21 protein-coding genes and 4 tRNA genes are annotated in these 21,460 nt (G+C 69.9%); 13 read left to right on the top strand and 12 right to left on the bottom strand.

From position 1 onward, the window contains the following. Positions 1 to 49 precede the first annotated feature (49 nt). Positions 50 to 841, top strand: coding sequence for a maleylpyruvate isomerase family mycothiol-dependent enzyme (locus ACZ4YL_RS24705; RefSeq protein ID WP_468119387.1), 792 nt, complete (start codon positions 50 to 52; stop codon positions 839 to 841). An 11-nt stretch (positions 842 to 852) separates the two neighbouring features. Then, positions 853 to 1,698, top strand: coding sequence for an META domain-containing protein (locus ACZ4YL_RS24700; RefSeq protein ID WP_468119385.1), 846 nt, complete (start codon positions 853 to 855; stop codon positions 1,696 to 1,698). 1 nt (position 1,699) lies between these two features. On the opposite strand, the gene ACZ4YL_RS24695 is transcribed toward ACZ4YL_RS24700, so the two are convergent. From ACZ4YL_RS24695 to ACZ4YL_RS24685, 3 genes are all read right to left on the bottom strand, one after another. Continuing rightward, complete coding sequence (locus tag ACZ4YL_RS24695) at positions 1,700 to 2,293, bottom strand: HIT family protein (protein ID WP_468119383.1); 594 nt, start codon at positions 2,291 to 2,293, stop codon at positions 1,700 to 1,702. Between the two features lie 19 nt (positions 2,294 to 2,312). Beyond that, complete coding sequence (locus tag ACZ4YL_RS24690; RefSeq protein WP_468119381.1) at positions 2,313 to 3,746, bottom strand: sulfatase-like hydrolase/transferase; 1,434 nt, start codon at positions 3,744 to 3,746, stop codon at positions 2,313 to 2,315. 117 nt (positions 3,747 to 3,863) lie between these two features. Beyond that, complete coding sequence (locus ACZ4YL_RS24685; protein WP_324617183.1) at positions 3,864 to 3,959, bottom strand: putative leader peptide; 96 nt, start codon at positions 3,957 to 3,959, stop codon at positions 3,864 to 3,866. A 149-nt stretch (positions 3,960 to 4,108) separates the two neighbouring features. On the opposite strand from ACZ4YL_RS24685, the gene purF reads away from it, so the two are divergent. Continuing rightward, positions 4,109 to 5,626 carry an amidophosphoribosyltransferase gene (gene purF, locus ACZ4YL_RS24680; RefSeq protein ID WP_189737618.1) on the top strand — a complete coding sequence of 506 codons (1,518 nt, stop codon included), beginning with the start codon at positions 4,109 to 4,111 and terminating at the stop codon, positions 5,624 to 5,626. 91 nt (positions 5,627 to 5,717) lie between these two features. Continuing rightward, complete coding sequence (gene purM, locus ACZ4YL_RS24675; protein ID WP_468119379.1) at positions 5,718 to 6,788, top strand: phosphoribosylformylglycinamidine cyclo-ligase; 1,071 nt, start codon at positions 5,718 to 5,720, stop codon at positions 6,786 to 6,788. A 79-nt stretch (positions 6,789 to 6,867) separates the two neighbouring features. Here the strand turns inward: purM and ACZ4YL_RS24670 are convergent, their stop codons facing one another. Continuing rightward, positions 6,868 to 7,131 (bottom strand): DUF3073 domain-containing protein, encoded by a 264-nt coding sequence (locus tag ACZ4YL_RS24670; RefSeq protein WP_030009392.1) that lies wholly within the window; start codon positions 7,129 to 7,131, stop codon positions 6,868 to 6,870. A 290-nt stretch (positions 7,132 to 7,421) separates the two neighbouring features. Continuing rightward, entirely contained in the window at positions 7,422 to 8,516 is a 1,095-nt protein-coding gene (locus ACZ4YL_RS24665) for a Leu/Phe/Val dehydrogenase (protein ID WP_389124786.1), read from the bottom strand. 194 nt (positions 8,517 to 8,710) lie between these two features. On the opposite strand from ACZ4YL_RS24665, the gene ACZ4YL_RS24660 reads away from it, so the two are divergent. Continuing rightward, positions 8,711 to 9,565 (top strand): DUF8083 family protein, encoded by an 855-nt coding sequence (locus tag ACZ4YL_RS24660; RefSeq protein ID WP_468119377.1) that lies wholly within the window; start codon positions 8,711 to 8,713, stop codon positions 9,563 to 9,565. Between the two features lie 567 nt (positions 9,566 to 10,132). Beyond that, positions 10,133 to 10,339, top strand: coding sequence for a developmental transcriptional regulator BldC (bldC, locus tag ACZ4YL_RS24655; protein ID WP_003949541.1), 207 nt, complete (start codon positions 10,133 to 10,135; stop codon positions 10,337 to 10,339). A 712-nt stretch (positions 10,340 to 11,051) separates the two neighbouring features. On the opposite strand, the gene ACZ4YL_RS24650 is transcribed toward bldC, so the two are convergent. Both ACZ4YL_RS24650 and hrpA read right to left on the bottom strand, forming a co-directional pair. Next, positions 11,052 to 11,125 (bottom strand) — tRNA-Asp (locus tag ACZ4YL_RS24650). An 81-nt stretch (positions 11,126 to 11,206) separates the two neighbouring features. Then, positions 11,207 to 15,139: an ATP-dependent RNA helicase HrpA gene (hrpA, locus tag ACZ4YL_RS24645; RefSeq protein WP_468119375.1), complete on the bottom strand. Its 3,933-nt coding sequence runs from the start codon at positions 15,137 to 15,139 to the stop codon at positions 11,207 to 11,209. Positions 15,140 to 15,250: 111 nt separating this feature from the next. Here hrpA and ACZ4YL_RS24640 point away from each other — a divergent pair, with 111 nt between their 5' ends. The 3 genes from ACZ4YL_RS24640 to ACZ4YL_RS24630 are packed head-to-tail and all read left to right on the top strand — an operon-like array spanning position 15,251 to position 17,400. Beyond that, positions 15,251 to 15,754 carry a hypothetical protein gene (locus tag ACZ4YL_RS24640; protein ID WP_468119374.1) on the top strand — a complete coding sequence of 168 codons (504 nt, stop codon included), beginning with the start codon at positions 15,251 to 15,253 and terminating at the stop codon, positions 15,752 to 15,754. 51 nt (positions 15,755 to 15,805) lie between these two features. Then, positions 15,806 to 16,558, top strand: a complete 753-nt coding sequence (locus ACZ4YL_RS24635) for a DsbA family protein (protein ID WP_468119372.1) — start codon at positions 15,806 to 15,808, stop codon at positions 16,556 to 16,558. Then, a complete protein-coding gene (locus tag ACZ4YL_RS24630) occupies positions 16,555 to 17,400 on the top strand; it encodes a cytochrome c biogenesis CcdA family protein (protein ID WP_468119371.1) in 846 nt (281 codons plus the stop codon). Before ACZ4YL_RS24635 ends, ACZ4YL_RS24630 begins: the two co-directional genes overlap by 4 nt. A 38-nt stretch (positions 17,401 to 17,438) precedes the next feature. Here ACZ4YL_RS24630 and ACZ4YL_RS24625 read toward each other — a convergent pair. The 3 genes from ACZ4YL_RS24625 to ACZ4YL_RS24615 all read right to left on the bottom strand — a co-directional run bounded on the left by ACZ4YL_RS24625 (position 17,439) and on the right by ACZ4YL_RS24615 (position 17,723). Beyond that, positions 17,439 to 17,515, bottom strand: a tRNA-Phe gene (locus ACZ4YL_RS24625). A 22-nt stretch (positions 17,516 to 17,537) separates the two neighbouring features. Next, a tRNA-Asp gene (locus tag ACZ4YL_RS24620) sits at positions 17,538 to 17,611 on the bottom strand. Between the two features lie 39 nt (positions 17,612 to 17,650). Continuing rightward, a tRNA-Glu gene (locus ACZ4YL_RS24615) sits at positions 17,651 to 17,723 on the bottom strand. Between the two features lie 103 nt (positions 17,724 to 17,826). On the opposite strand from ACZ4YL_RS24615, the gene ACZ4YL_RS24610 reads away from it, so the two are divergent. Next, entirely contained in the window at positions 17,827 to 18,180 is a 354-nt protein-coding gene (locus ACZ4YL_RS24610) for a metallopeptidase family protein (protein WP_468119370.1), read from the top strand. 15 nt (positions 18,181 to 18,195) lie between these two features. On the opposite strand, the gene ACZ4YL_RS24605 is transcribed toward ACZ4YL_RS24610, so the two are convergent. Together ACZ4YL_RS24605 and ACZ4YL_RS24600 are read right to left on the bottom strand one after the other, a co-directional pair. Beyond that, positions 18,196 to 18,546 carry a metallopeptidase family protein gene (locus tag ACZ4YL_RS24605; protein ID WP_266352419.1) on the bottom strand — a complete coding sequence of 117 codons (351 nt, stop codon included), beginning with the start codon at positions 18,544 to 18,546 and terminating at the stop codon, positions 18,196 to 18,198. 236 nt (positions 18,547 to 18,782) lie between these two features. Continuing rightward, positions 18,783 to 19,559, bottom strand: coding sequence for a helix-turn-helix domain-containing protein (locus ACZ4YL_RS24600; RefSeq protein WP_468119368.1), 777 nt, complete (start codon positions 19,557 to 19,559; stop codon positions 18,783 to 18,785). Positions 19,560 to 19,736: 177 nt separating this feature from the next. Between ACZ4YL_RS24600 and ACZ4YL_RS24595 the strand changes: the two genes are divergently transcribed. The 3 genes from ACZ4YL_RS24595 (at position 19,737) to ACZ4YL_RS24585 (ending at position 21,394) form a co-directional block, all read left to right on the top strand. After that, a complete protein-coding gene (locus ACZ4YL_RS24595; RefSeq protein WP_468119366.1) occupies positions 19,737 to 19,952 on the top strand; it encodes a hypothetical protein in 216 nt (71 codons plus the stop codon). Positions 19,953 to 20,144: 192 nt separating this feature from the next. Next, positions 20,145 to 20,612, top strand: coding sequence for a glycine-rich domain-containing protein (locus ACZ4YL_RS24590; protein ID WP_468119364.1), 468 nt, complete (start codon positions 20,145 to 20,147; stop codon positions 20,610 to 20,612). An 89-nt stretch (positions 20,613 to 20,701) separates the two neighbouring features. After that, positions 20,702 to 21,394: a class I SAM-dependent methyltransferase gene (locus ACZ4YL_RS24585; RefSeq protein WP_468119363.1), complete on the top strand. Its 693-nt coding sequence runs from the start codon at positions 20,702 to 20,704 to the stop codon at positions 21,392 to 21,394. Positions 21,395 to 21,460 lie beyond the last annotated feature (66 nt).

Below are 21,460 nucleotides of genomic sequence, written 5' to 3'. Positions count from 1 at the left end.
CGGGGGCTCGTGGCGTCGGTGGAACCGACGGCCCGAGTAGGGTCGGGGCATGCCGCCCCGAGGGAAGAAGCCGCGTACCTACGACCCCGCGAAGATCCGTACGGCCGTCACCGCGCAGTTCGCGCATGTGTGCCGGGCCGTCGGGGAGTTGGGGCCCGAGCAGCTGGCGCGGCCCAGCGGGCTCGGCGACTGGAGCGTCGCCGAACTCGCCGGGCACATCGCCTGGATCGCGGACTCGCTGGCGGCCGGCCTGGCCCGGCCGCCCGCCGCCGTCGCCGAGCTGTCGGCGGTCGAGTGGCCCTTCGCCACCGCCTCGCTCGCCGGGGTGATCTCCGAAGCGGCCCGGGAGACCCTGACCGGGGCCCCGCTGCCCGAGCTGTACGACCGGGCGGCCGCCCGGATGGCGCAGGGCCTCGCGGCGCATCCGGGCGAGCGCGTGCTGGACCTGTGGATCGGGGACATGACCCTGGACGACTTCCTGGTCACCCGGACCGTGGAACTGGTGGTCCACACCGACGACCTGAACCGGGCCGCCGGACTGGACATCCCGATCGACCGGCAGGCCCTGGCCGCCTGCACCCGGCTGCTCGCCGACGCCCTCGCCCTCAAGGCACCGGGCGGTTCGGTCGAGGTCCGCGTCCCGCCCTTCGCGGTGGTCCAGTGCATCGAGGGCCCGCGGCACACCCGCGGCACCCCGCCGAACGTGGTGGAGACCGACCCGCTGACCTGGATCCGGCTCGCGACCGGCCGTACGGAATGGGCCGCGGCCCTCGACGGGGCGCACGTACGGGCCAGTGGCGAGCGGGCCGATCTGTCGGCGCTGCTCCCGCTGATGAGCTGAGGGGAACCATCATGGTGGAACCACTGCGACGCCCGGTCCGTCCCAGGGGCATGCGTACCTTCCGGCACGTCCCCGCCTCCGCGGGCCTGGCCCTGGCCCTCGCGCTCGCCCTCGCCGGCTGCGGCCGGACCGAGGACGGCCGCAGCGCCCGGCTGCCCGACCCCATGGGTTCCTGGGCCGTCGAGTCCCTGACCACGGGCGGCCGCACCCTGCACGCGCCCGAGACCGCCCACCTCGACATCGGCCGGAACGAGGTCAAGGGCAACTACGGCTGCAACGGCTTCACCGCGGTGGCGGCCTTCGCCGGTACCTCCGCGGTGACCGTCACGCCCGGTGCCTCGACCACCATGGCCTGCGCGGACATGGAGTTCGAGACGGCCTTCGCCAAGCTGTTCCAGGGCAAGCTGACGATCGATCGGGGACCCGACCGGCTCACCCTGAAGACCGCCGACGGGAACACCATCGCCATGACCTCGGCGCCCGCGGTCACGGACGCCCCGCTCACCACGACCGAGTGGACCGTGGAGTCCCTGATCAGCGGTGGGACCGCGGCCTCCCTGCCCGCCGAGGCGGCCGGGAAGGCACGGTTCACCATCGCCCCGGACCTCACCGTGAGCGGCAGCCTCGGCTGCAACCGGTTCAGCGCCCAGGCCACCGTGGAGGGCTCCACGGTCACCTTCGGGCCGCTGACCTCGACCCGGATGGCCTGCGAGGGACCGGTCGGCGAGCTTGAGCGGACGCTGACCGAGCTGTTCGGCAGCGGCCCGCTCACCGCGAAGGCCGAGGGCCGGACCCTCACCCTCACCGCGCCCGACGGCAAGGGCCTGACCGCGAAGGCGGCCTCCGCCGCCGAGTGACTCACACGTGCACCGTGCCGCCGTCCTTCGCCATGGCGGCGGCGATGGTGCGCGCCGATCCGGCCCACACCTCGTCGGGGATCCGCGGCAGCACGTCGTCCCACAGCGGCAGGTTGGAGCCGCGCAGCTGGAGCATGCCCTCCGGCCGGGCGAACTGGAACAGGTGCAGGTGGGCGGCCCCGTCCCCGTACTTGGCGACGTGCACCCGGGCGATCCCGCCCAGCTCGCGCACCGCCCGCTCGATCCGCTGCAGCATCGGACCCAGCTCCGCCGCCCGCTCGGGCGGCAGGTCCGTCAGGTCGCGGTGGACACGCGGGACGAGCTGCACGATCGCGGGCATGGCGGAGTGGATCCCCCGCAGCCGCCAGTGCTCGTCGGTCCACAGGAAGGCGGAGTCGGGCAGGACGCACACCTCGCAGCCCTCCGGCCCGTCCTCCCCGTTGCGCGGCGGCTCGGGGAGCACCGGCGGCTCCAGGGGCCTGACACCGAGCTCGCCCTCGAAGGGGAAGGTCTCCCACAGGGCGACGCCGTCGGAGGCGAAGGGTATGGGCTCTCCGACGGGCAACCGGCGTACGTTCTCACTGGGTTCGGTCATGCGGTGATCATGGCATCGGTCAGGCCGGGTACGGCAGGAGCTGGGCGTCCACCTTCTCCCAGGCCGTCCGCAGCTGCGCCAGCCGGGCCGGCTCCACGGCGGCCTTGTCGGCCTGCTCGCGGACGTCGCCGGCCAGGTTAAACAGCTGGTCCTTGCCCGCCTTGCCGCGGTAGTACTTCCAGTCCCCGCGGCGCAGCGCCCGCTCGCCCCGGACCCGCCAGAACAGGTCCCGCTCGGCCACCTTCTCGCCGCGCAGCAGGTACCCGGCCAGGCTCACCCCGTCCAGCGGGTAGGCCGGGTGCGGGCGGGCCCCGGCGACCTCCAGCAGCGTCGCCGTCCAGTCCGGGCTGAACACCGGGACGTGGCTGACCTGCCCGCCGTCCAGCCGGGCGGGCCAGCGCGCGATGTTCGGCACCCGGATCCCGCCCTCCTGCAGGGAGGCCTTGTTGCCGGACAGCGGCCAGTTGTACGAGAAGCGCTCGCCGCCGTTGTCGCTGGAGAAGACGACGAGGGTGTCCTCCTCCTGGCCGGACCGCTTGAGGGCCTTCAGCACTTCGCCGATCGAGCGGTCGAGGTCCTCGACCATCTCCTTGTACTTCTCGACCGAGCCGCCGTCCTGGTGCCACAGGGCGCGCCCGTCGCCGGCCTTGATCCGGCGGACGATCTCGGCGCTCTGCCCGGTGTCCCCGTCGGCGATCCACGGCCAGTGCGGGGTGGTGAAGTTGAGGTTCAGCAGCCACGGCTTGCCGTGGTGGTCGCGCGAGACGTACTCGCTCGCCCGCTCGGTGATGATCCGGGTGTAGTAGCGCAGGTCCTTGTACTCGGCGTCGCCCTCGTAGAGGTCGTACTCGCCGCCCAGGCCCAGCTTGGAGTAGTACTCCAGGGCGCCGCCGAAGTTGCCGAAGAACTCGTCCCAGCCGGACCTGGTCGGGCTGTAGTCGGGCAGGTAGCCCGCGTGCCACTTGCCGATCAGCGCGGTGGAGTAGCCGGCCGACTTCAGCAGCGAGGCCAGCGTCGGGTGGGTCGGGTCCAGGCCGGCCGACCTGTCGGCGATCGGCTCGGCCAGCCCGCCCTTGGTACGAGCCGGGTAGCGCCCGGTGTACAGGCTGAACCGGGTCGGCGAGCAGGTCGCGGAGCCCGAGTAGGCATCGGTGAACCGGACGCCCTGGCGGGCGAGGCGGTCCAGGTTCGGGGTCTTGATGTGCGGGGAGCCGTACGAGGACAGGTCGGCCCAGCCCAGGTCGTCGCCGAGGATGAACAGGATGTTCGGCCGGCGGGACGGCCGGGGCCGCCCGGCCCGGAACTCCCGCTCCTGCGGCGCGTTCTGCCCGTCCCCGGCGGCCGGTGCGGCGGCGGCCGGGGAGGCGCCCAGTCCCACCGCCGCGGCGGCCGCGCTCACGCCGACCGCGCCGCCGAAGGCGCGCCGGGACAGGTTGGGTTCGTACGAGGTCACAGGTACTCCAAGGCATGGCCCGCCGGCCCGCCCCGGACGGCGCGGGACGGCGCGCGGCACGGCAGGGCAGGCTCGGGCAGGGATCAGGAAAGGAAAAGAACGGAAAGCGGCGTGTGACTACGCAGAACAGCGACAGATGGCGCTCGCGACACGGACAAGGTCCACGTGCCGGCGCTCGACGAGGGTGACGGTTCGGTCACCGAGAGGCTGCATGGGGCGAGAGCCTGTACGAATGCCCATGCGCCTGTCAACAAGGGCATTCCGGATGCCGAGACGGAATGGATCGGTCACCCTCTGTGCTGTGACATTTCCCGGCCGTCCCCAATTCGGACCAGTGGTCGATCTCGCCTACACTCGGAAGCGTGCCTCGTGGTGATGGACGACTCAACCACGACCTGCTCCCCGGCGAAAAGGGCCCCCAGGACGCTTGCGGCGTCTTCGGTGTCTGGGCTCCGGGTGAAGAGGTCGCCAAGCTCACCTACTTCGGACTGTATGCCCTGCAGCACCGTGGACAAGAGTCCGCGGGAATCGCTGTGAGCAACGGTTCCCAGATCCTCGTCTTCAAGGACATGGGACTCGTTTCCCAAGTCTTCGACGAAACCTCTCTCGGCTCGCTCCAAGGTCATATCGCGGTCGGTCACGCCCGCTATTCGACCACCGGGGCCTCCGTCTGGGAGAACGCCCAGCCGACCTTCCGCGCGACCGCCCACGGCTCCATTGCCCTGGGTCACAACGGCAACCTGGTGAACACCGCCGAGCTTGCCGAGATGGTCGCCGACCTCCCCCGTCAGGACGGCCGTGCCACCCAGGTGGCCGCCACCAATGACACCGACCTGGTCACCGCCCTGCTCGCCGGTCAGACCGACGACGAGGGCAAGCCCCTGACCATCGAGGAGTCGGCCGCCAAGGTCCTGCCTCAGGTCAAGGGCGCCTTCTCCCTCGTCTTCATGGACGAGGGCACCCTCTACACCGCCCGTGACCCGCAGGGCATCCGCCCGCTGGTCCTCGGCCGCCTGGAGCGCGGCTGGGTGGTCGCGAGTGAGACCGCCGCCCTCGACATCTGCGGCGCCAGCTTCGTCCGCGAGGTCGAGCCGGGCGAGCTCATCGCGATCGACGAGAACGGTCTGCGCACCTCTCGATTCGCGGAAGCGAAGCCCAAGGGCTGTGTCTTCGAGTACGTCTACCTGGCGCGCCCGGACACCGACATCGCCGGCCGGAACGTCTACCTCTCGCGTGTCGAGATGGGCCGGCGTCTGGCCAAGGAAGCCCCGGTCGACGCCGATCTGGTGATACCGACGCCGGAGTCCGGCACGCCCGCCGCCGTCGGATACGCCGAAGCCAGCGGGATCCCGTACGGATCCGGCCTGGTCAAGAACGCCTACGTGGGCCGGACCTTCATCCAGCCCTCGCAGACGATCCGCCAGCTCGGCATCCGGCTCAAGCTCAACCCCCTCAAGGAAGTCATCCGGGGCAAGCGCCTGGTGGTCGTCGACGACTCGATCGTCCGCGGCAACACCCAGCGCGCCCTGGTCAAGATGCTCCGCGAGGCCGGTGCGGCGGAGGTCCACATCCGGATCTCCTCGCCGCCGGTGAAGTGGCCGTGCTTCTTCGGCATCGACTTCGCCACCCGGGCCGAGCTGATCGCCAACGGCATGACGGTCGACGAGATCGCCACTTCCCTGGGCGCGGACTCGCTGTCGTACATCTCGCTCGACGCGATGGTCGAGGCGACCACGATCCAGAAGCCCAACCTCTGCCGTGCCTGCTTCGACGGCGAGTACCCGATGGAGCTGCCCGACCCGCAGCTCCTGGGCAAGCAGCTGCTGGAGTCCGAGCTCGCGGGCGGCACGGACGCCGCCGACGCGCTCCGCCGCCCGTAGCCCTGGCTCAACCTGCGCCGGGCCCTGTCTTTGAGGCTTCTCCCAGGGCCCGGCACCACACGCAGTAACGACACGAAAGCTCTCTCCTGTCATGACAGAGAAGACCACCGGTGCCAGCTACGCAGCCGCAGGCGTGGACATCGAAGCGGGCGACCGCGCCGTCGAGCTGATGAAGGAGTGGGTGAAGAAGACGCAGCGCCCCGAGGTCCTCGGCGGCCTCGGCGGCTTCGCCGGCCTCTTCGACGCCTCCGCCCTCAAGCGCTACGAGCGCCCGCTGCTCGCCTCGGCCACCGACGGCGTCGGCACCAAGGTGGACATCGCCCGCCAGCTCGGCGTGTACGACACCATCGGCCACGACCTGGTGGCGATGGTCATGGACGACATCGTCGTCTGCGGCGCCGAGCCGCTCTTCATGACCGACTACATCTGCGTCGGCAAGGTGCACCCCGAGCGTGTCGCGGCGATCGTCAAGGGCATCGCCGAGGGCTGTGTCCTCGCCGGCTGCGCCCTGGTGGGCGGCGAGACCGCCGAGCACCCCGGCCTGCTGGGCCCGGACGACTTCGACGTGGCCGGTGCCGGAACGGGCGTCGTCGAGTACGACCGCCTGCTCGGCGCGGATCGCATCCGTACGGGTGACGCCGTCATCGCGATGGCTTCGTCCGGCCTTCACTCGAACGGGTACTCGCTGGTCCGCCACGTCCTCTTCGAGCGCGCCAAGATGTCGCTGGACCAGCACGTGGAGGAGCTCGGCCGGACCCTCGGCGAGGAGCTCCTGGAGCCCACCAAGATCTACTCGCTGGACTGCATGGCCCTCACCCGTACGGCCGAGGTGCACGCCTACTCGCACATCACCGGCGGCGGCCTCGCGGCGAACCTGGCCCGGGTGATCCCGGACCACCTGCACGCCACGGTCGACCGTTCGACCTGGGCCCCCGGCGCCATCTTCGACCTGGTCGGCAAGGCCGGTCAGGTGGAGCAGCTGGAGCTGGAGAAGACCCTGAACATGGGCGTCGGCATGATGGCCGTCGTTCCGCAGGAGTCGGTGGACGTGGCGCTGACCGCGCTGGCCGACCGGGGTGTCGACGCGTGGGTCGCGGGAGAGATCCTGGACCGCGGCGACCACGCCGAGGGCGCGACCATGACCGGTTCCTACGCGAGCTGAGCAGCACTGAAACCCGGCCCGGGGCGATGCCCCGGACCGGGTTTCAGTCTTTTGTCTGTCGTGCAGACGCCTCAGGGCGTCAAGCGCCGCGACGCTGTGACGACGGCCCGGACTCTTCGTCCTCGTCGTCGTCATCCCTGTTGTAGAGGTCCGCGTACCGAGCGTACGGGTCGTCCTCGTCCAGCTCGTCGTCGTCTACCTCGACCGGCTCGCTGACAGGCAGCGGTTCCACGGTCGATGCGCCCAGCTCGTTGGCCAGACGCGAGAGGTCAGTCCCGCCGCTGCTGTACTTCAGCTGGCGGGCGACCTTCGTCTGCTTGGCCTTTGCCCGGCCGCGCCCCATGGCTCGACCCCCTCGGTGACGGGGCTCGACGGCCCCAGAGTCTGACACGCGTTCATGGTTCGGAGCGGGCTCTCCGTGGAGAGACCGTCCGTAGGGGTTTAACGGTACCTGCTTCCGCGGCCATACGGTACGCCGCCCGCATGACGCGCCCCGGTGCAGAACCAACAAGGCGCCCCGTCCTCGCTGGTCAGCTGCGATTTTAACCTTTTCCTGGCGGGCGACCCGCCGAAGTGCAGTGAGTTCCGTCTCGCCGCACCCCGGCGGGCGCACCCAGGAGCCCCGGGAAGGGCCTAGACGGCGCGCGCGGCGCGGCCGTCGGCCATGCGCTGCTCGGCGATCCGGTCGGCCGCGGCGGCCGGCGGAATGCCGTCAGCCTTCGCACGAGCAAAGATCTCCAGCGTGGTGTCGAAGATCTTCGTGGCCTTGGCCTTGCAGCGGTCGAAGTCGAAGCCGCGCAGCTCGTCGGCGACCTGGATGACACCGCCGGCGTTGACCACGTAGTCGGGCGCGTAGAGGATCCCGCGGTCCGAGAGGTCCTTCTCGATGCCCGGGTGGGCGAGCTGGTTGTTCGCCGCGCCGCAGACGATCGCCGCGGTGAGCGCCGGGACGGTCTCGTCGTTGAGGGCACCGCCGAGCGCGCAGGGGGCGTAGATGTCCAGGCCCTCGGTGCGGATCAGCGCGTCCGTGTCGGCGACGGCGGTGACCTTGCCCGGGTGCTTGTCCAGGATCCGGCGTACGGACTCTTCCCGTACGTCCGTGATCACGACCTCGGCGCCGTCCTCCAGCAGGTGCTCGACCAGGTAGTGGCCGACCTTGCCGACACCGGCCACGCCGACCTTGCGGCCGCGCAGGGTCGGGTCGCCCCACAGGTGCTGGGCGCTGGCGCGCATGCCCTGGAAGACGCCGAAGGCGGTGAGGACCGAGGAGTCGCCCGCGCCGCCGTTCTCGGGGGAGCGGCCGGTCGCCCAGCGGGTCTCGCGGGCCACGACGTCCATGTCGGCCACGTAGGTGCCGACGTCGCAGGCGGTCACGTAGCGGCCGCCGAGGGACTCCACGAACCGGCCGTAGGCCTGGAGCAGTTCCTCGCTCTTGAGGACGTCCGGGTCGCCGATGATCACGGCCTTGCCGCCGCCGAGGTCGAGCCCGGCGAGCGCGTTCTTGTACGACATGCCGCGCGAGAGGTTCAGCGCGTCGAGGACGGCCTCCTCGTCGGAGGCGTACGCGTGGAAGCGCGTACCGCCGAGGGCGGGGCCCAGGGCGGTGGAGTGGATGGCGATGACGGCCTTCAGGCCGGTGGCGCGGTCCTGGCACAGCACGACTTGCTCGTGGCCGCCCTGCTCCGTACGGAACAGGGTGTGCAGGACGCCGTCGGTCATTTCGGTCACGGTGGTGACTCCCATGGAAGAGATGCGGCGGAAAGACGCCCGCCCTGCGGGTGGGGGAGGGCGTGCTGGGAGCAGAGTAAGACCTGGGGGCCGTTCGTAGGTGACCTGTCCGAGGATCGAAACACTCCCGTGGTGTGCGGCGGCGGGGGCGCCCCGGAGGTGAACCGGACCCCGTGGAAGGGCAGTACGAGAGCGTGAGCGAATCCTCCGATCTCCCGCTGCCGTCCGCGCGCTCGGCGCCGACCGTCCCGTACGCCTCCTACCTGCGTATCTACGAGCCCCTCGCGGCCTTCGCCGAGCCGGAGCGCACGCACTGGGCCGACTACGCCCGGCGCGGGACGGCCCCGACCGCCCAGGACGAACTGCGCCGGTCGCTGTCGGACTTGGTGCGGGTCCCGGTGGTGGGGGTGCCGGCCCACGAGAGCGCGGACGCCTTCACGGCGGTGGTCGACGGGGTGCTGCTGGTCTGCCCGTGGCGCACCCGGCTCCGCGGCTGGCTGGCCCTCCAGGAGCTCGTCGAGTGGTTCCCGCGCCCGGTGCTGGACGCGGCGCTCCCGCCGGGGGCGCGCCGGAGGGCGGCCGAGGAGTACGAGCAGTGGCGCGAACGGAACCCGGACGCGCGCCCCTGGATCCGTACGGGGGTGTGGCAGGTTCCGCTGCGCTGGTTCGTGCTGGTGGCGGACGAGGAGCGGGACCACGTGCCGGGCGAGCGGCTGCGCTACCGCACGCCGATGGTGCAGGCCCGGCGGCGGCTCGCCCGCGCGCTGCGGACCCTGCGCGACGCGGAGGGGTACGGGATGCTCGCCGACGGGCTGGTGGAGGTGGGGAGCTGGCTGGAGGAGTTCCACCCGCGCTCGATGGTCGAGCTGGACTACGGCGGCCTGCTGCACGCGCTGCCGGCGGACCGGCTGGCGGCCGACCGCTCGGCCGGGGATCTCGCGGCGGGTATCGCAGCCTTGCGGGCCGGGGACTCGGAGGGCGCGACCGAGGTGTACGAGGAGCTGGCGGAGCGGTGGCGGGCGGTCCGGGAGCGGCTTTTCGCGAATTAGGCCGAAAGTGGCCTGTGTGGCTGGTTTCACTCAGGAGGGGTCAGTACGTATCGTCCGGTATCGGTCGATCGGTCAATACTGGCTGATCAGAGGCCTGATCGTGGCATTTGGGACGTAGTGCCAGGACCTACGTCCCGATACGGGCCATTGGCCCAAGCGTGACGGACCGCACTAACTACACCCTTGCGCCCTTCCCCTACCCTCGTGCCAAAATAGGACAAGGAGTCCGGGGAGGGTTCCTTCCGCCCAACTAAGGGCGGAATGCTCGGCATTGCACTCTACGGGGGGTCTGACGACTCCTGATCGCTCTGTGACTGATCGTCACAGTGGGGTGACTGTCCGTTATGGGACGGTCCATCGGCTTCCGCCGCTGATGAACACCTCGGAGGGCAATTCCGTCGGTTTGGCCGTCGAGGCTGGACGGATGGTGTAGTTGTAGTGCCGAGGACAAGCCGTTCGTCCTATAACCGACTCGGCCCGCGTATGTCCATTTCGGGCAACGCGGGCCAAGGTGCAGAATTTAGAGGAAAGAACCGAGATGGTTCGGTTCTCCCGAGGAGGCCGCTCATGACCGCTCGCACCCCTGATGCCGAGCCGCTGCTGACCCCGGCTGAGGTTGCCACGATGTTCCGCGTGGACCCGAAGACGGTCACCCGCTGGGCCAAGGCTGGCAAGCTCACGTCCATCCGCACCCTGGGTGGACACCGCCGGTACCGCGAGGCCGAGGTTCGCGCACTGCTCGCGGGAATTCCGCAGCAGCGCAGCGAAGCCTGAGGTCGCGTAAACACCCCGCTTTAACGGGCTTATATCGGGTCCCCCAATCCGATGAAACCCACATAGCTTCATGCGACCGGGCCTGCCCCAACAGGTTCCAAGTCGTTCGATCGCGCTGGACTCCGCCGGGTCCAGCGCGATCTTTTTATGCCCAGGTCAGGGCTGTATCGAGCGCGCAGGGGACCATCGGCGGGGTAGGTGCCATTGCACATATTCTATCGAGCGGGCGTATGGGTGCGATAAAAGTATGAGTCTCGAAAACTCATGCGGTGACTCCCGTCACAGATGATCACTCTTGTATATCCGGTAATGCACCCCGTAAGGGGGACGCGCTTCGCGAGGCGCATCATGCGAACGGGGGATTCCGGGTGACGGCCGGCCCGGGGGGTGCCCCATCGGCGGCGCCAGAGGTCCGGAGAGGTCCGGCGAAGAGGTCCGGAGGGCTCCGGAGAGGTCCGGAGAGGTCCGGAGAGGTCCGTAGGAGGTCCGTAGGAGGTCCGGAGAAGTCGGGACGGGCTCGGGGCGGGCTCGGGGAGGACCCGGCGCGCGCTCGTGGGCGCCCCGCAGACGCGGCCGACGCGGCCCGGAGGCCGTTCACGGGCGGTGCCGCGCTCCACGGGCCCCAGGCGGCCCCCAAGGCCCCCCGGGCGGTGCCGCCCGCCTACGCGTCAGGGCCCGTATCCCCAGAGGGATACGGGCCCTGACGTTTCTGCGAACCTGACGGGACTTGAACCCGCGACCTCCACCTTGACAGGGTGGCGAGCTAACCAACTGCTCCACAGGTCCTTGATTTGCGGCCGCTGGGCGGCTACGAATCAGACTGTACCGCAGCTCAGGGGGTGCAGTCGAACCGGATCACGGTGACGGTCACGGCGCCGCCGCATCCACCGCCTTCACGATCCGCTTGTCGGAGATCGGGTAGGCCGTCCCGAGCGCGTGCGCGAAGTAGCTGACGCGCAGTTCCTCGATCATCCAGCGGATGTCGGTGACCGTGGACGGGACCGGGCGTCCCTTCGGCAACTGCTCCAGCAGCCAGGCGTACTCGTCCTGCATCTCGTGGACCTTGTCCATGCGCGTGGTGTCCCGCTGCACGCCCGTGGGCATCTGCTGGAGCCGCCGGTCCACCGCCACCAGGTAGCGCATCAGGTCCGGCAGCCTGCGCAGCCCCGTGAGCGTCACGAAGCAGGCCGGCATGAGGGCCGCCAGCTGCGTCTTGACGTCCTGGATGTTCGCGACCAGGGCCAGGCTGCCCGTGGCCTTCAGGCGGCGCTCACAGGCCTGCCAGGCGGCCAGCACCTGCTGCACCTGGCTCACCGTGCGCACGGTCGTGTCCACCAGGTCGGCGCGGACGGCCTCGTAGAGCCCCCGGAAGCCCGCCTCGTCCCACGCCGGGCCGCCGTGGTCGGCGATCAGCCTGTCGGTCGCCGCGGTCGCGCAGTCGTCGAAGAGCGCCTGGATGGAACCGTGCGGGTTCCTGGACAGGGCCAGCTTCTGCTGGTTGGTCAGGTGGTCCGAGGCGAACTTCGCCGGGTTCACCGGGATGTTCAGCAGGATGAGCCGCCGGGTGCCCAGCCACATCGCCTGCTGCTGCTCGGCCTCCGTGTCGAAGAGCCGTACGGACACGGTCGCGCCCTCGTCCATCAGCGCCGGGTAGGCCTTCACCGGCTGGCCGGCCCGGCGGGTCTCGAAGACCTTGGTCAGGGTGCCGATCGTCCAGTCGGTCAGCCCGGTGCGCTCCACCGACTCCCCGCCCGCCCGCTCGGCGGTGGCCGCGGCGGCCTTGGAGAGGGCCTGGCGGGCCTTCGGCTTCAGCCGCAGCCGCAGGGCCTCCAGGTCCTTGTCCTCGGCGAGGTTCTTGCGGCGCTCGTCGATGATCCGGAAGGTGATCTTCAGGTGGTCCGGGATCCGGGTGAGGTCGAAGTCCTCGGCCGAGACCGGGACACCGACCATCCGCTGGAGTTCGCGCGCCAGCGTGACCGGCAGCGGCTCCTGCAGGGGCACCGCCGTGTCCAGGAAGCGGCCGGCGTAGTTCGGCGCGGGCACGTAGTGCCGGCGGATCGGCTTCGGCAGCGAGCGGATCAGCTCGGTGACGACCTCCTCGCGCAGGCCCGGGATCTGCCAGTCGAACCCCTCGTCGGTGACCTGGTTCAGCACCTGGAGCGGGATGTGGACGGTCACGCCGTCGGCGTCCGCGCCCGGCTCGAACTGGTAGGTCACCCGGAACTTCAGCTGCCCCTGCCGCCAGGAGTCCGGGTAGTCGGCCTTGGTGACCCCGGCCGCCTTCTCGGTCAGCAGCATCTCGCGCTCGAAGTCGAGGAGTTCCGGCTCCTCGCGCTTCTTGTGCTTCCACCAGGAGTCGAAGTGCGCCCCCGAGACCACGTGGGCGGGGATCTTCTGGTCGTAGAAGTCGAAGAGCGTCTCGTCGTCCACCACGATGTCGCGGCGCCGCGCCCGGTTCTCCAGCTCCTCCACCTCGGTGAGGAGCTTGCGGTTGTCGGCGTAGAACTTGTGGTGGGTGCGCCAGTCGCCCTCGACCAGCGCGTTGCGGATGAACAGCTCGCGCGAGACCTCGGCGTCGATCCGGCCGTAGTTGATCTTCCGCTGGGCCACGATCGGTACGCCGTACAGCGTGACCTTCTCGTACGCCATCACGGCCGCCTGGTCCTTCTCCCAGTGCGGCTCGCTGTACGTGCGCTTGACCAGGTGCTGCGCCAGCGGCTCCACCCACTCGGGCTCCACCTTGGCGTTCACCCGGGCCCACAGCCGCGAGGTCTCCACCAGCTCGGCCGACATCACGAACTTCGGCTGCTTCTTGAAGAGCGAGGAGCCCGGGAAGATCGCGAACTTGGCGCTGCGGGCACCGAGGTACTCGTTCTTGTCGGTGTCCTTGAGCCCGATGTGCGAGAGCAGACCGGCCAGCAGCGAGACGTGGACGACCTGCTCCGGGGCGTCGGCCTCGTTGACGTGGATGCCCATGCCCTTGGCGACCGTGCGCAGCTGGGAGTAGATGTCCTGCCACTCGCGGATACGCAGGAAGTTCAGGTACTCCTGCTTGCACATCCGGCGGAACGAGGACGAGCCGCGCTCCTTCTGCTGCTCGCGGACGTAGCGCCACATGTTCAGGAACGAGAGGAAGTCGCTGGTCTCGTCCTTGAACCGGGCGTGGTTCTGGTCGGCCTGGGTCTGCTTGTCCGAGGGCCGCTCGCGCGGGTCCTGGATGGACAGGGCCGCCGCGATGACCATGACCTCGCGGACGCAGTTGTTCTTGTCGGCCTCGATGACCATGCGGGCCAGCCGCGGGTCCACGGGGAGCTGGGAGAGCTGGCGGCCCATCTGGGTGAGCCGCCTCGACGGGTCCTTCTCGGCCGGGTCCAGCGCGCCGAGCTCCTGGAGCAGCTGCACGCCGTCGCGGATGTTGCGGTGGTCCGGCGGGTCGATGAAGGGGAACTTTTCGATCTCGCCGAGGCCCGCCGCGGTCATCTGGAGGATGACGGAGGCCAGGTTCGTCCGCAGGATCTCGGCGTCGGTGAACTCGGGACGGGCGTCGAAGTCGGCCTCGGAGTACAGCCGGATGCAGATGCCGTCGCTGGTACGGCCGCAGCGGCCCTTGCGCTGGTTGGCGCTGGCCTGCGAGATCCGCTCGATCGGCAGGCGCTGGACCTTGGTGCGGTGGCTGTAGCGGGAGATCCGGGCGGTGCCCGGGTCGATCACGTACTTGATGCCGGGGACGGTCAGCGAGGTCTCGGCGACGTTGGTCGCGAGGACGATCCGGCGGCCGGTGTGCTGCTGGAAGACGCGGTGCTGCTCGGCGTGCGAGAGACGTGCGTAGAGAGGGAGAACCTCGGTGAAGCGAAGGTTCCGTTTGTTCAGGGCGTCCGCGGTGTCGCGGATCTCCCGCTCGCCGGAGAGGAAGACCAGGATGTCGCCCGGCCCCTCGGACTGGAGCTCGTCCACGGCCTCGCAGATCGCGGTGATCTGGTCCCGGTCGGAGTCGTCGCCCTCCTCGGCGTCCTCCTCCAGGAGCGGCCGGTAGCGGACCTCCACCGGATACGTCCGCCCGCTGACCTCGACGATCGGCGCCTCGCCGAAGTGCCGGGAGAAGCGCTCGGGGTCGATGGTCGCCGAGGTGATGACGACCTTGAGGTCGGGGCGCTTCGGCAGCAGCGTGGCCAGGTAGCCCAGCAGGAAGTCGATGTTCAGCGACCGCTCGTGGGCCTCGTCGATGATGATCGTGTCGTAGGCGCGCAGCTCGCGGTCCGTCTGGATCTCGGCGAGCAGGATGCCGTCCGTCATCAGCTTCACGAAGGTCGCGTCCTGGTCCACCTGGTCGGTGAAGCGGACCTTCCAGCCGACCGTCTGGCCGATCTCGGACTTCAGCTCCTCGGCGATCCGCTCCGCGACCGTGCGGGCGGCGATCCGGCGGGGCTGGGTGTGCCCGATCATGCCCCGGACGCCGCGGCCCAGCTCCATGCAGATCTTGGGGATCTGCGTGGTCTTGCCGGACCCGGTCTCGCCCGCGACGATCACGACCTGGTGGTCGCGTATCGCCTCGGCGATCTCGTCCTTCTTCTGGCTGACGGGCAGGTTCTCGGGATACGTGACCTCCGGCATCCGCGAGGCACGGCCGGCCAGTCGCTCGGCGGCCTTGGTGGCCTCCGCGGCGATCTCGTCGAGCACGGCCTGCTTGGCCTCGGGCTTGCGGATACGGCGGGCGCCTTCGAGGCGGCGGCCGAGGCGGTGCGCGTCACGGAGGGAGATCTCACCGAGAAGCGTCTGCAGGGCGGCGAAGGAAGTAGACATACCTGATCGAGGATCTCACCTGGGCCCTCCGGGTGGCGAACGCATTTGTCGGGTGGACCCGTACCATTTCGGGACGAGTCCGTCGGTCGTACGAGTGAGAGGCGTCCCACCTTGTCCCGCCCCCGCCTCTTCGGCTGCGCCGTGCTCGCGGTACTGGCCGTGCTGCTGGGCTGCGCGGCCCCGGCGGTGGCGCTCGCCCCGACGACCCGGACGGCTCCGGCCGCGGACCCGCCCCCGGCTCGGACGCCGACCCCGGCCCAGACGCCGACCCCGGCGCAGGCGCTGGTTCCGGCCCCGGTCCTGGACCCGGCTCCTGCCTCGGCCTCGGCAGCCGTCCCGGTTCCGGCCCCGGCCACCGGATCGGCCACGGCGTGGCCCCCGGCGGCCGCTTTCACCGACGCCGACGGTCCCGCCTGCGCGCCGGCGGCTCCCGGGCACGGCGGCACGCCCGCCGTCCCCACGCGCGCCGCGGGCGAGCAGCACGCCCAGGTCCCGCCGGCCCGGGCGGCGCCCGAGGACGCCGGTCCGGCCGCGGCCGTGCCCGTACGGACCCCCGTACGCGGCCCCGACCGCCCGGCCCCCGGCCGGCTGGAGCTCTGTGTGATGCGGGTCTAGGACCGGTCCCCCCGGTCCCGTCCCACCCACCCGCAGCACTGGAGCACCCGCATGCCCTCTTCCACGAAGTCCACCGCCACGAAGTCCTCCGCCAAGAAGTCCGCCACCAAGCCCCTGCTGCTCTCCGCCGGGGTGGCCCTCGCCGCGATCACCCTCGGCCTCGTCTCGTGGCGGGCCACCGCCCCCGCCGGGACCGGCTCGGCCGGTTCCGCCTCCGTCACCGCGCCCCGGACCGACCCCGCCGCCGAACTCAAGGCGCTGGCCCGCCGCGAGTCCGGCGACAAGCTCGCCGTCGGCCGCGCCGACGCGCCCGTCGTGCTCATCGAGTACTCCGACTTCAAGTGCGGCTACTGCGGCAAGTTCGCCCGGGACACCGAGCCCGAACTGATGAAGAAGTTCGTCGAGGACGGCACCCTGCGCATCGAGTGGCGCAACTTCCCGATCTTCGGCGCCGAGTCCGAGGCCGCCGCCAAGGCCGCCTGGGCGGCCGGGCAGCAGGACCGCTTCGACGCCTTCCACGCCGCCGCCTACGCCGCCGGCTCGAAGGAGAAGGGCTTCGCCGAGCCCCGGCTCGTGGAGCTGGCCCGGGAGGCCGGGGTGCCCGACCTGGAGCGCTTCAAGGCGGACCTGGCCGGCGAGCAGGCCGCGGCGGCCCTGAGGAAGGACCAGGAGGAGGGCTACCGCATCGGCGTCACCTCCACCCCGTCCTTCCTGCTGAACGGCAGGCCCATCGCCGGCGCCCAGCCGCTCGGCACCTTCACGGCCGCCATCGCCAACGCGAAGGCCGAGGCAGCGAAGCAGTGACCGACATCGGATACCTGGCCGCCCTGCTCGGCGGCCTCCTCGCGCTGCTCAGCCCCTGCAGCGCCCTGCTGCTGCCGGCCTTCTTCGCGTACTCCATCGACTCCGCCTCGCGGCTCCTGGCGCGCACCGGGATCTTCTACGCGGGCCTCGCGAGCACCCTCGTACCGCTCGGGGCGGCCGGCTCGTACGCCGGGCGGTTCTTCCACAGCAACCGCGACCAGCTCGTGCTGGCCGGCGGCTGGCTGATCATCGCGCTCGGCCTGGCGCAGATCCTGGGCCTCGGCTTCGCCCCGAAGCGGATCTCGGAGCTGTCGGGCCGGATCCGGCCGACCACCGCCCTGTCCGTGTACGCGCTCGGGGCGGTCTACGGGCTGGCCGGTTTCTGCGCCGGCCCCATCCTGGGCAGCGTCCTGACGGTCGCGGCGGTCAGCGGCAGCCCCGTCTACGGCGGCCTGCTGCTCGCGGTCTACGCCCTGGGGATGGCCGTACCGCTGTTCGTACTGGCACTGCTGTGGGAGAGGTTCGACCTGGGCAGGCGGCGCTGGCTGCGCGGACGGGCCCTGCGCGTCGGCCGCTTCGAGCTGCACACCACCTCGCTGCTGTCCGGGCTGTTCTTCATCACCCTGGGCGTGCTCTTCCTCGCCTACGACGGGGCGAGCGCGCTGCCGGGGCTGCTGGACGTGGACGACTCGTTCGCCGTGGAAGAGCGGGTCGGCTCACTGGCGGACGCGGTCCCGGACGGGGTGCTGCTCGGGCTGGTGGCCGCCGGGGCGGTGGCCGTCGGCGTGGTGCAGTGGCGTCGCAGGGAGCGCGCGGCGGCGGCCGAGGCCGAAGGGGAGTAACCACAGAAGGCCCCGTCCGATGGACGGGGCCTTCTTGATGGTGGCTGGGGCCGGGGTCGAACCGGCGACCTATCGCTTTTCAGGCGATCGCTCGTACCAACTGAGCTACCCAGCCACGAAACCGTTTCCGGCTTCAGCGAACCTGACGGGACTTGAACCCGCGACCTCCACCTTGACAGGGTGGCGAGCTAACCAACTGCTCCACAGGTCCTTGCAGTGTGCGAGAACAAGTCTTGCACACGGTAATGCGTACCCCCAACGGGATTCGAACCCGTGCTACCGCCTTGAAAGGGCGGCGTCCTGGGCCACTAGACGATGAGGGCTAAAGGCCCGCCGGGCACTTCTCAGCGCGTCGGGGACGTGAGAAGCATATGGGATCCGGGGAGCTATCGCCAAAACGGTTTCCCCCGGAGCGACAATGGCCGGGTGCTGGAGATGACGCGCGAGGAGTTCGAAGAGCTCGTCGCAGAGGCCCTGGACCGGATCCCGCCGGAGCTGACGCGGCTGATGGACAACGTGGCGGTGTTCGTCGAGGACGAACCGCCCGCCGACGACCCCGAGCTGCTCGGTCTGTACGAGGGAACTCCGCTGACGGACCGCGGCGAGTGGTACGCCGGGGTGCTGCCGGACCGGATCACGATCTACCGCAATCCCACGTTGCGCATGTGCAAGGACCGGGAGAGCGTGATCGCGGAGACGGAGGTCACCGTGGTGCACGATATCCCGTCGTACACCTTTTCGGGTGAGGTTTCCCCTGTTCAGGTGAGTCTCGCGGCCTGAGCGGGCCGTCCTGGATCAGCCCCAGCCCAGTTCGTGAAGCCGCTCGTCATCGATGCCGAAGTGGTGGGCGATCTCATGGACCACGGTCACGGCAACCTCGTGAACCACGTCTTCCGGGCTCTCGCACATCCGGAGCGTCGGCCCCATGTAGATCGAGATGCGGTCGGGGAGAACCCCCGCGTACCACTCGCCCCGCTCCGTGAGCGGAGTTCCCTCGTAGAGCCCCAGAAGCTCAGGGTCGTCGGCCGGCGGCTCGTCCTCCACGAAGACCGCGACGTTGTCCATGACCCGCGTCAGCTCAGGCGGGATCGAGTCCAGGGCTTCGGCCACCAGCTCTTCGAAGGCGTCTCGCGTCATCTCCAGCACACGGCCATTCTCCGTGACGACCATCACTCCCGAGGGGGTCGGACGCGGAGAGCCCCACTCGGCTGTCCTGCTCGCCGCCGCCGGAGGGGGCGCGAGGGTAGTCCACGTCACAGATGTTCGCTGCGGAGCGGGGGTGGCGATCTCCTGCACTCACCGCAAGCCGCATGACGAAAGCCCCCACCAGCGCACCGGACAGACGCGCGAGCGGGGGCTCTGTTGTTACTGCGAGTACACGATCACTCCGGTGCTCGGGCGTACTGCTCCAGCGTCGCCTTGCTGGTGGAGCGGTCGACCAGCCGAAGCTCCCACGGCCCGGTGTTCACGTCGAAATCCTTGCCGAACCCGACCCACTTCCCGGCCATGCGTCGGCCTGTCGGCTCGACCAGCATTTGCAGGGCTCCGTGGTACCGGGCGCCGTTGTAGTAGCCGTTCGAGGCGGTCTGCTCCACCCACGATCCGGTGACCACGTTGCGGTCCACGGTCAGGTCCAGCGAGAGCGGGCTGTCAGGGTTGCTGCTCGCGCCCGGCAGGCTCTGAGCGGTGAGCCGGTTCCCGTGCTGCACGATCACCACGTAGTGCTTGCACTCGTAGGTGGTGTCCCGGCTCGACGAATAGAACTCGTACCGGCTGAGCCACACACCCGAGAACGTCTCTCCGGTCGCCTGAGCCGCCAGAGGGGTTCCGGTGGCGACGGCGATCCCTTCCGTCCCAGCGTCCATGTCATGTCCTCCCATCCCGTCCGCGTGCACCCTCGCTGTCGGTACCGGCAGGGAGAACCCGAGAGCTTCCACGGGTCGCCCCGTGACCCGCTCCAACGCCCTCGCGTACACGCCACGGGGTGTCTTGCTCGTACCTGATTCCCAACGCTGCACCAGTCGCTTGGACGCCTCGTTGGGCTCGCCCAGCTCCTCGCCGGCCCGGCGAAGGGCCTTGGCGAAATCGTCCTGGCTTAATCGCAGACCGATTCGAACGGCCCGCAGCACATCATTCGGCACCACGGCGGTTGTCGTCATGACGTCAAAGCTAGAGGGAACAGCCGCCCAATGACACCGGTTTGACGCCCCCGCAGACGTCATTGACGCCCCGTCAAGTGACGCCCGGCCGACGCCCGATGTGTCGTCGTTCTGGCACTTCCATCGGCGGGAACATCGGTGCACCGACACGGCAACCGGACGAGAGGGCGTGAGTGGATGGCCGGCTACAACCAGGGGATCCCTGGGGGCAGCGTCGGCAGGGCCGTGACCCTGTCCATGCCGGAACTGCACCCCACGCCGGTGGAGGGCTGCGAGATCTGCGGGGAGCAGGCCGCTCTGCGCACTGCCGCCTTCAAGCGCGGTGACCACTCCGCTGTCTCGGACGCGAACGTGAGGATCCGCAACCACCAGCACCACCGGAACACCCGGTGACGTTGACCATCCGGGTTTCCCGCGATTCCGGGCGGACGTGGGGCGCCGCAGTCACCTACCCCAGCACCACCACCGAGAAGCCCCTGTCACCGGCAGCCTCCGCACGCTGGCCACCGTGTGACTGCTCCCAGTGCGCCCCCTCTCCTGCACCGTCGCCTGCTCAGCCGATCTCCTGACAAGGAAGGCACAGACGTGACGATCACCCGACTGAACCCCTCCGAGGTTCTCAACCTCATCAGTCCCGACCTCCGGGGCCGTCTCATCCAGGACGTGCGCAAGACCTGGCCCGACCTGTCGGACGACATGGGCACCCGCGGCGTGACCCAGATGGCGGCTTTCCTGGCTGCCTCCGTCCAGACGGACGCGGCGCTGACTCCGTCACTTCGAGTTGACCTGTTCTGGCACGCGTTCGTGCAGCGGAGCGTGCAGTACGTCGCGTTCTCCCGAGCCCTCGGAGCCGACTACATCCACCACGTGCCGGAGGACGAAGCGGCCGGGGCGGACCCCGAAGCGGGCCGGGCCGCCATGGCGGCGACCACCGCCGCGATCCGCGCGTCCGGGTTCGAGATCGACGCCGAGTTCTGGCCCTACGAGGGCGCCGCCGACTGCTCGCAGTGCCATGCAGGCTGCACCGACAGCCCGAACGGTGGCAAGAAGTAGCAACCCAACCCCTCGGACAGCCGCACGAACGCTTCAGCCGCTCGGTATCGTGCCGGGCGGCTGCTGCCGTGAACGAGAACGGACACGCAATGACTGACGCCCGCAGTGCCGCTTGGGACACGTACTCGCAGAGCAAGCCCCAGAGGAGGCAGACCAACGCCAGGGGCGAGACCACGTGGTTCAACTGGACCCAGTACGCGGACCACGGCCCCGGAGCCGAAGTTCTCTCGGTCAAGCCCGGGGAATCGGTACTCGACCTTGGCTGCGGGTCCGGCGGAAACCTCGCCCATCTCGCTTCCATGGAGATGAGGGCCGTGGGTATCGATCTTTCCCCCGCACAGCTCACCAAAGCTCATGAGCGCTGGCAGGACGCGGACGGCATGGAGCTGCACCGAGGTGATGCCGTCTCCTACCTCAGCAAGACGTACACGGTCTTCGACGCGGTCTACAGCGTGTTCGGAGCGGCCTGGTTCACCGACCCCGGCTCGCTGCTCCCGCAGGTTCACGCCGGGCTGAAGCCGGGGGGCGTATTCGCCCTCTCACAGCGGCCCCCGGTGGAAGGCTGCTACGGATGTCAGGCTTCGTACATCCCGCGAGGGGACGACCAGGACCCCGCCATCGTGAAGCGCTGGGACTACGAACCCGACATCTGGTGCGCGCTCCTCAAGGAGTACGGGTTTGAGGAAACGACGGCCACCGTGATCCCCGCCCCCTCCCATGAGCAGCGCACCATTGGCACGCTCCTCGTCCGGGCAGTACGCGGGGACGATCCGCAAACCTAGGGCGAGAACGCAAAGAAGCCCCGCACCCGCCGCCCTGTGAAGGGAGACGAGCACGGGGGCTCTGTG

The organism is Streptomyces sp. NPDC030021 (assembly GCF_055574035.1).
This window is presented reverse-complemented; position numbering and strand designations above follow the sequence as displayed.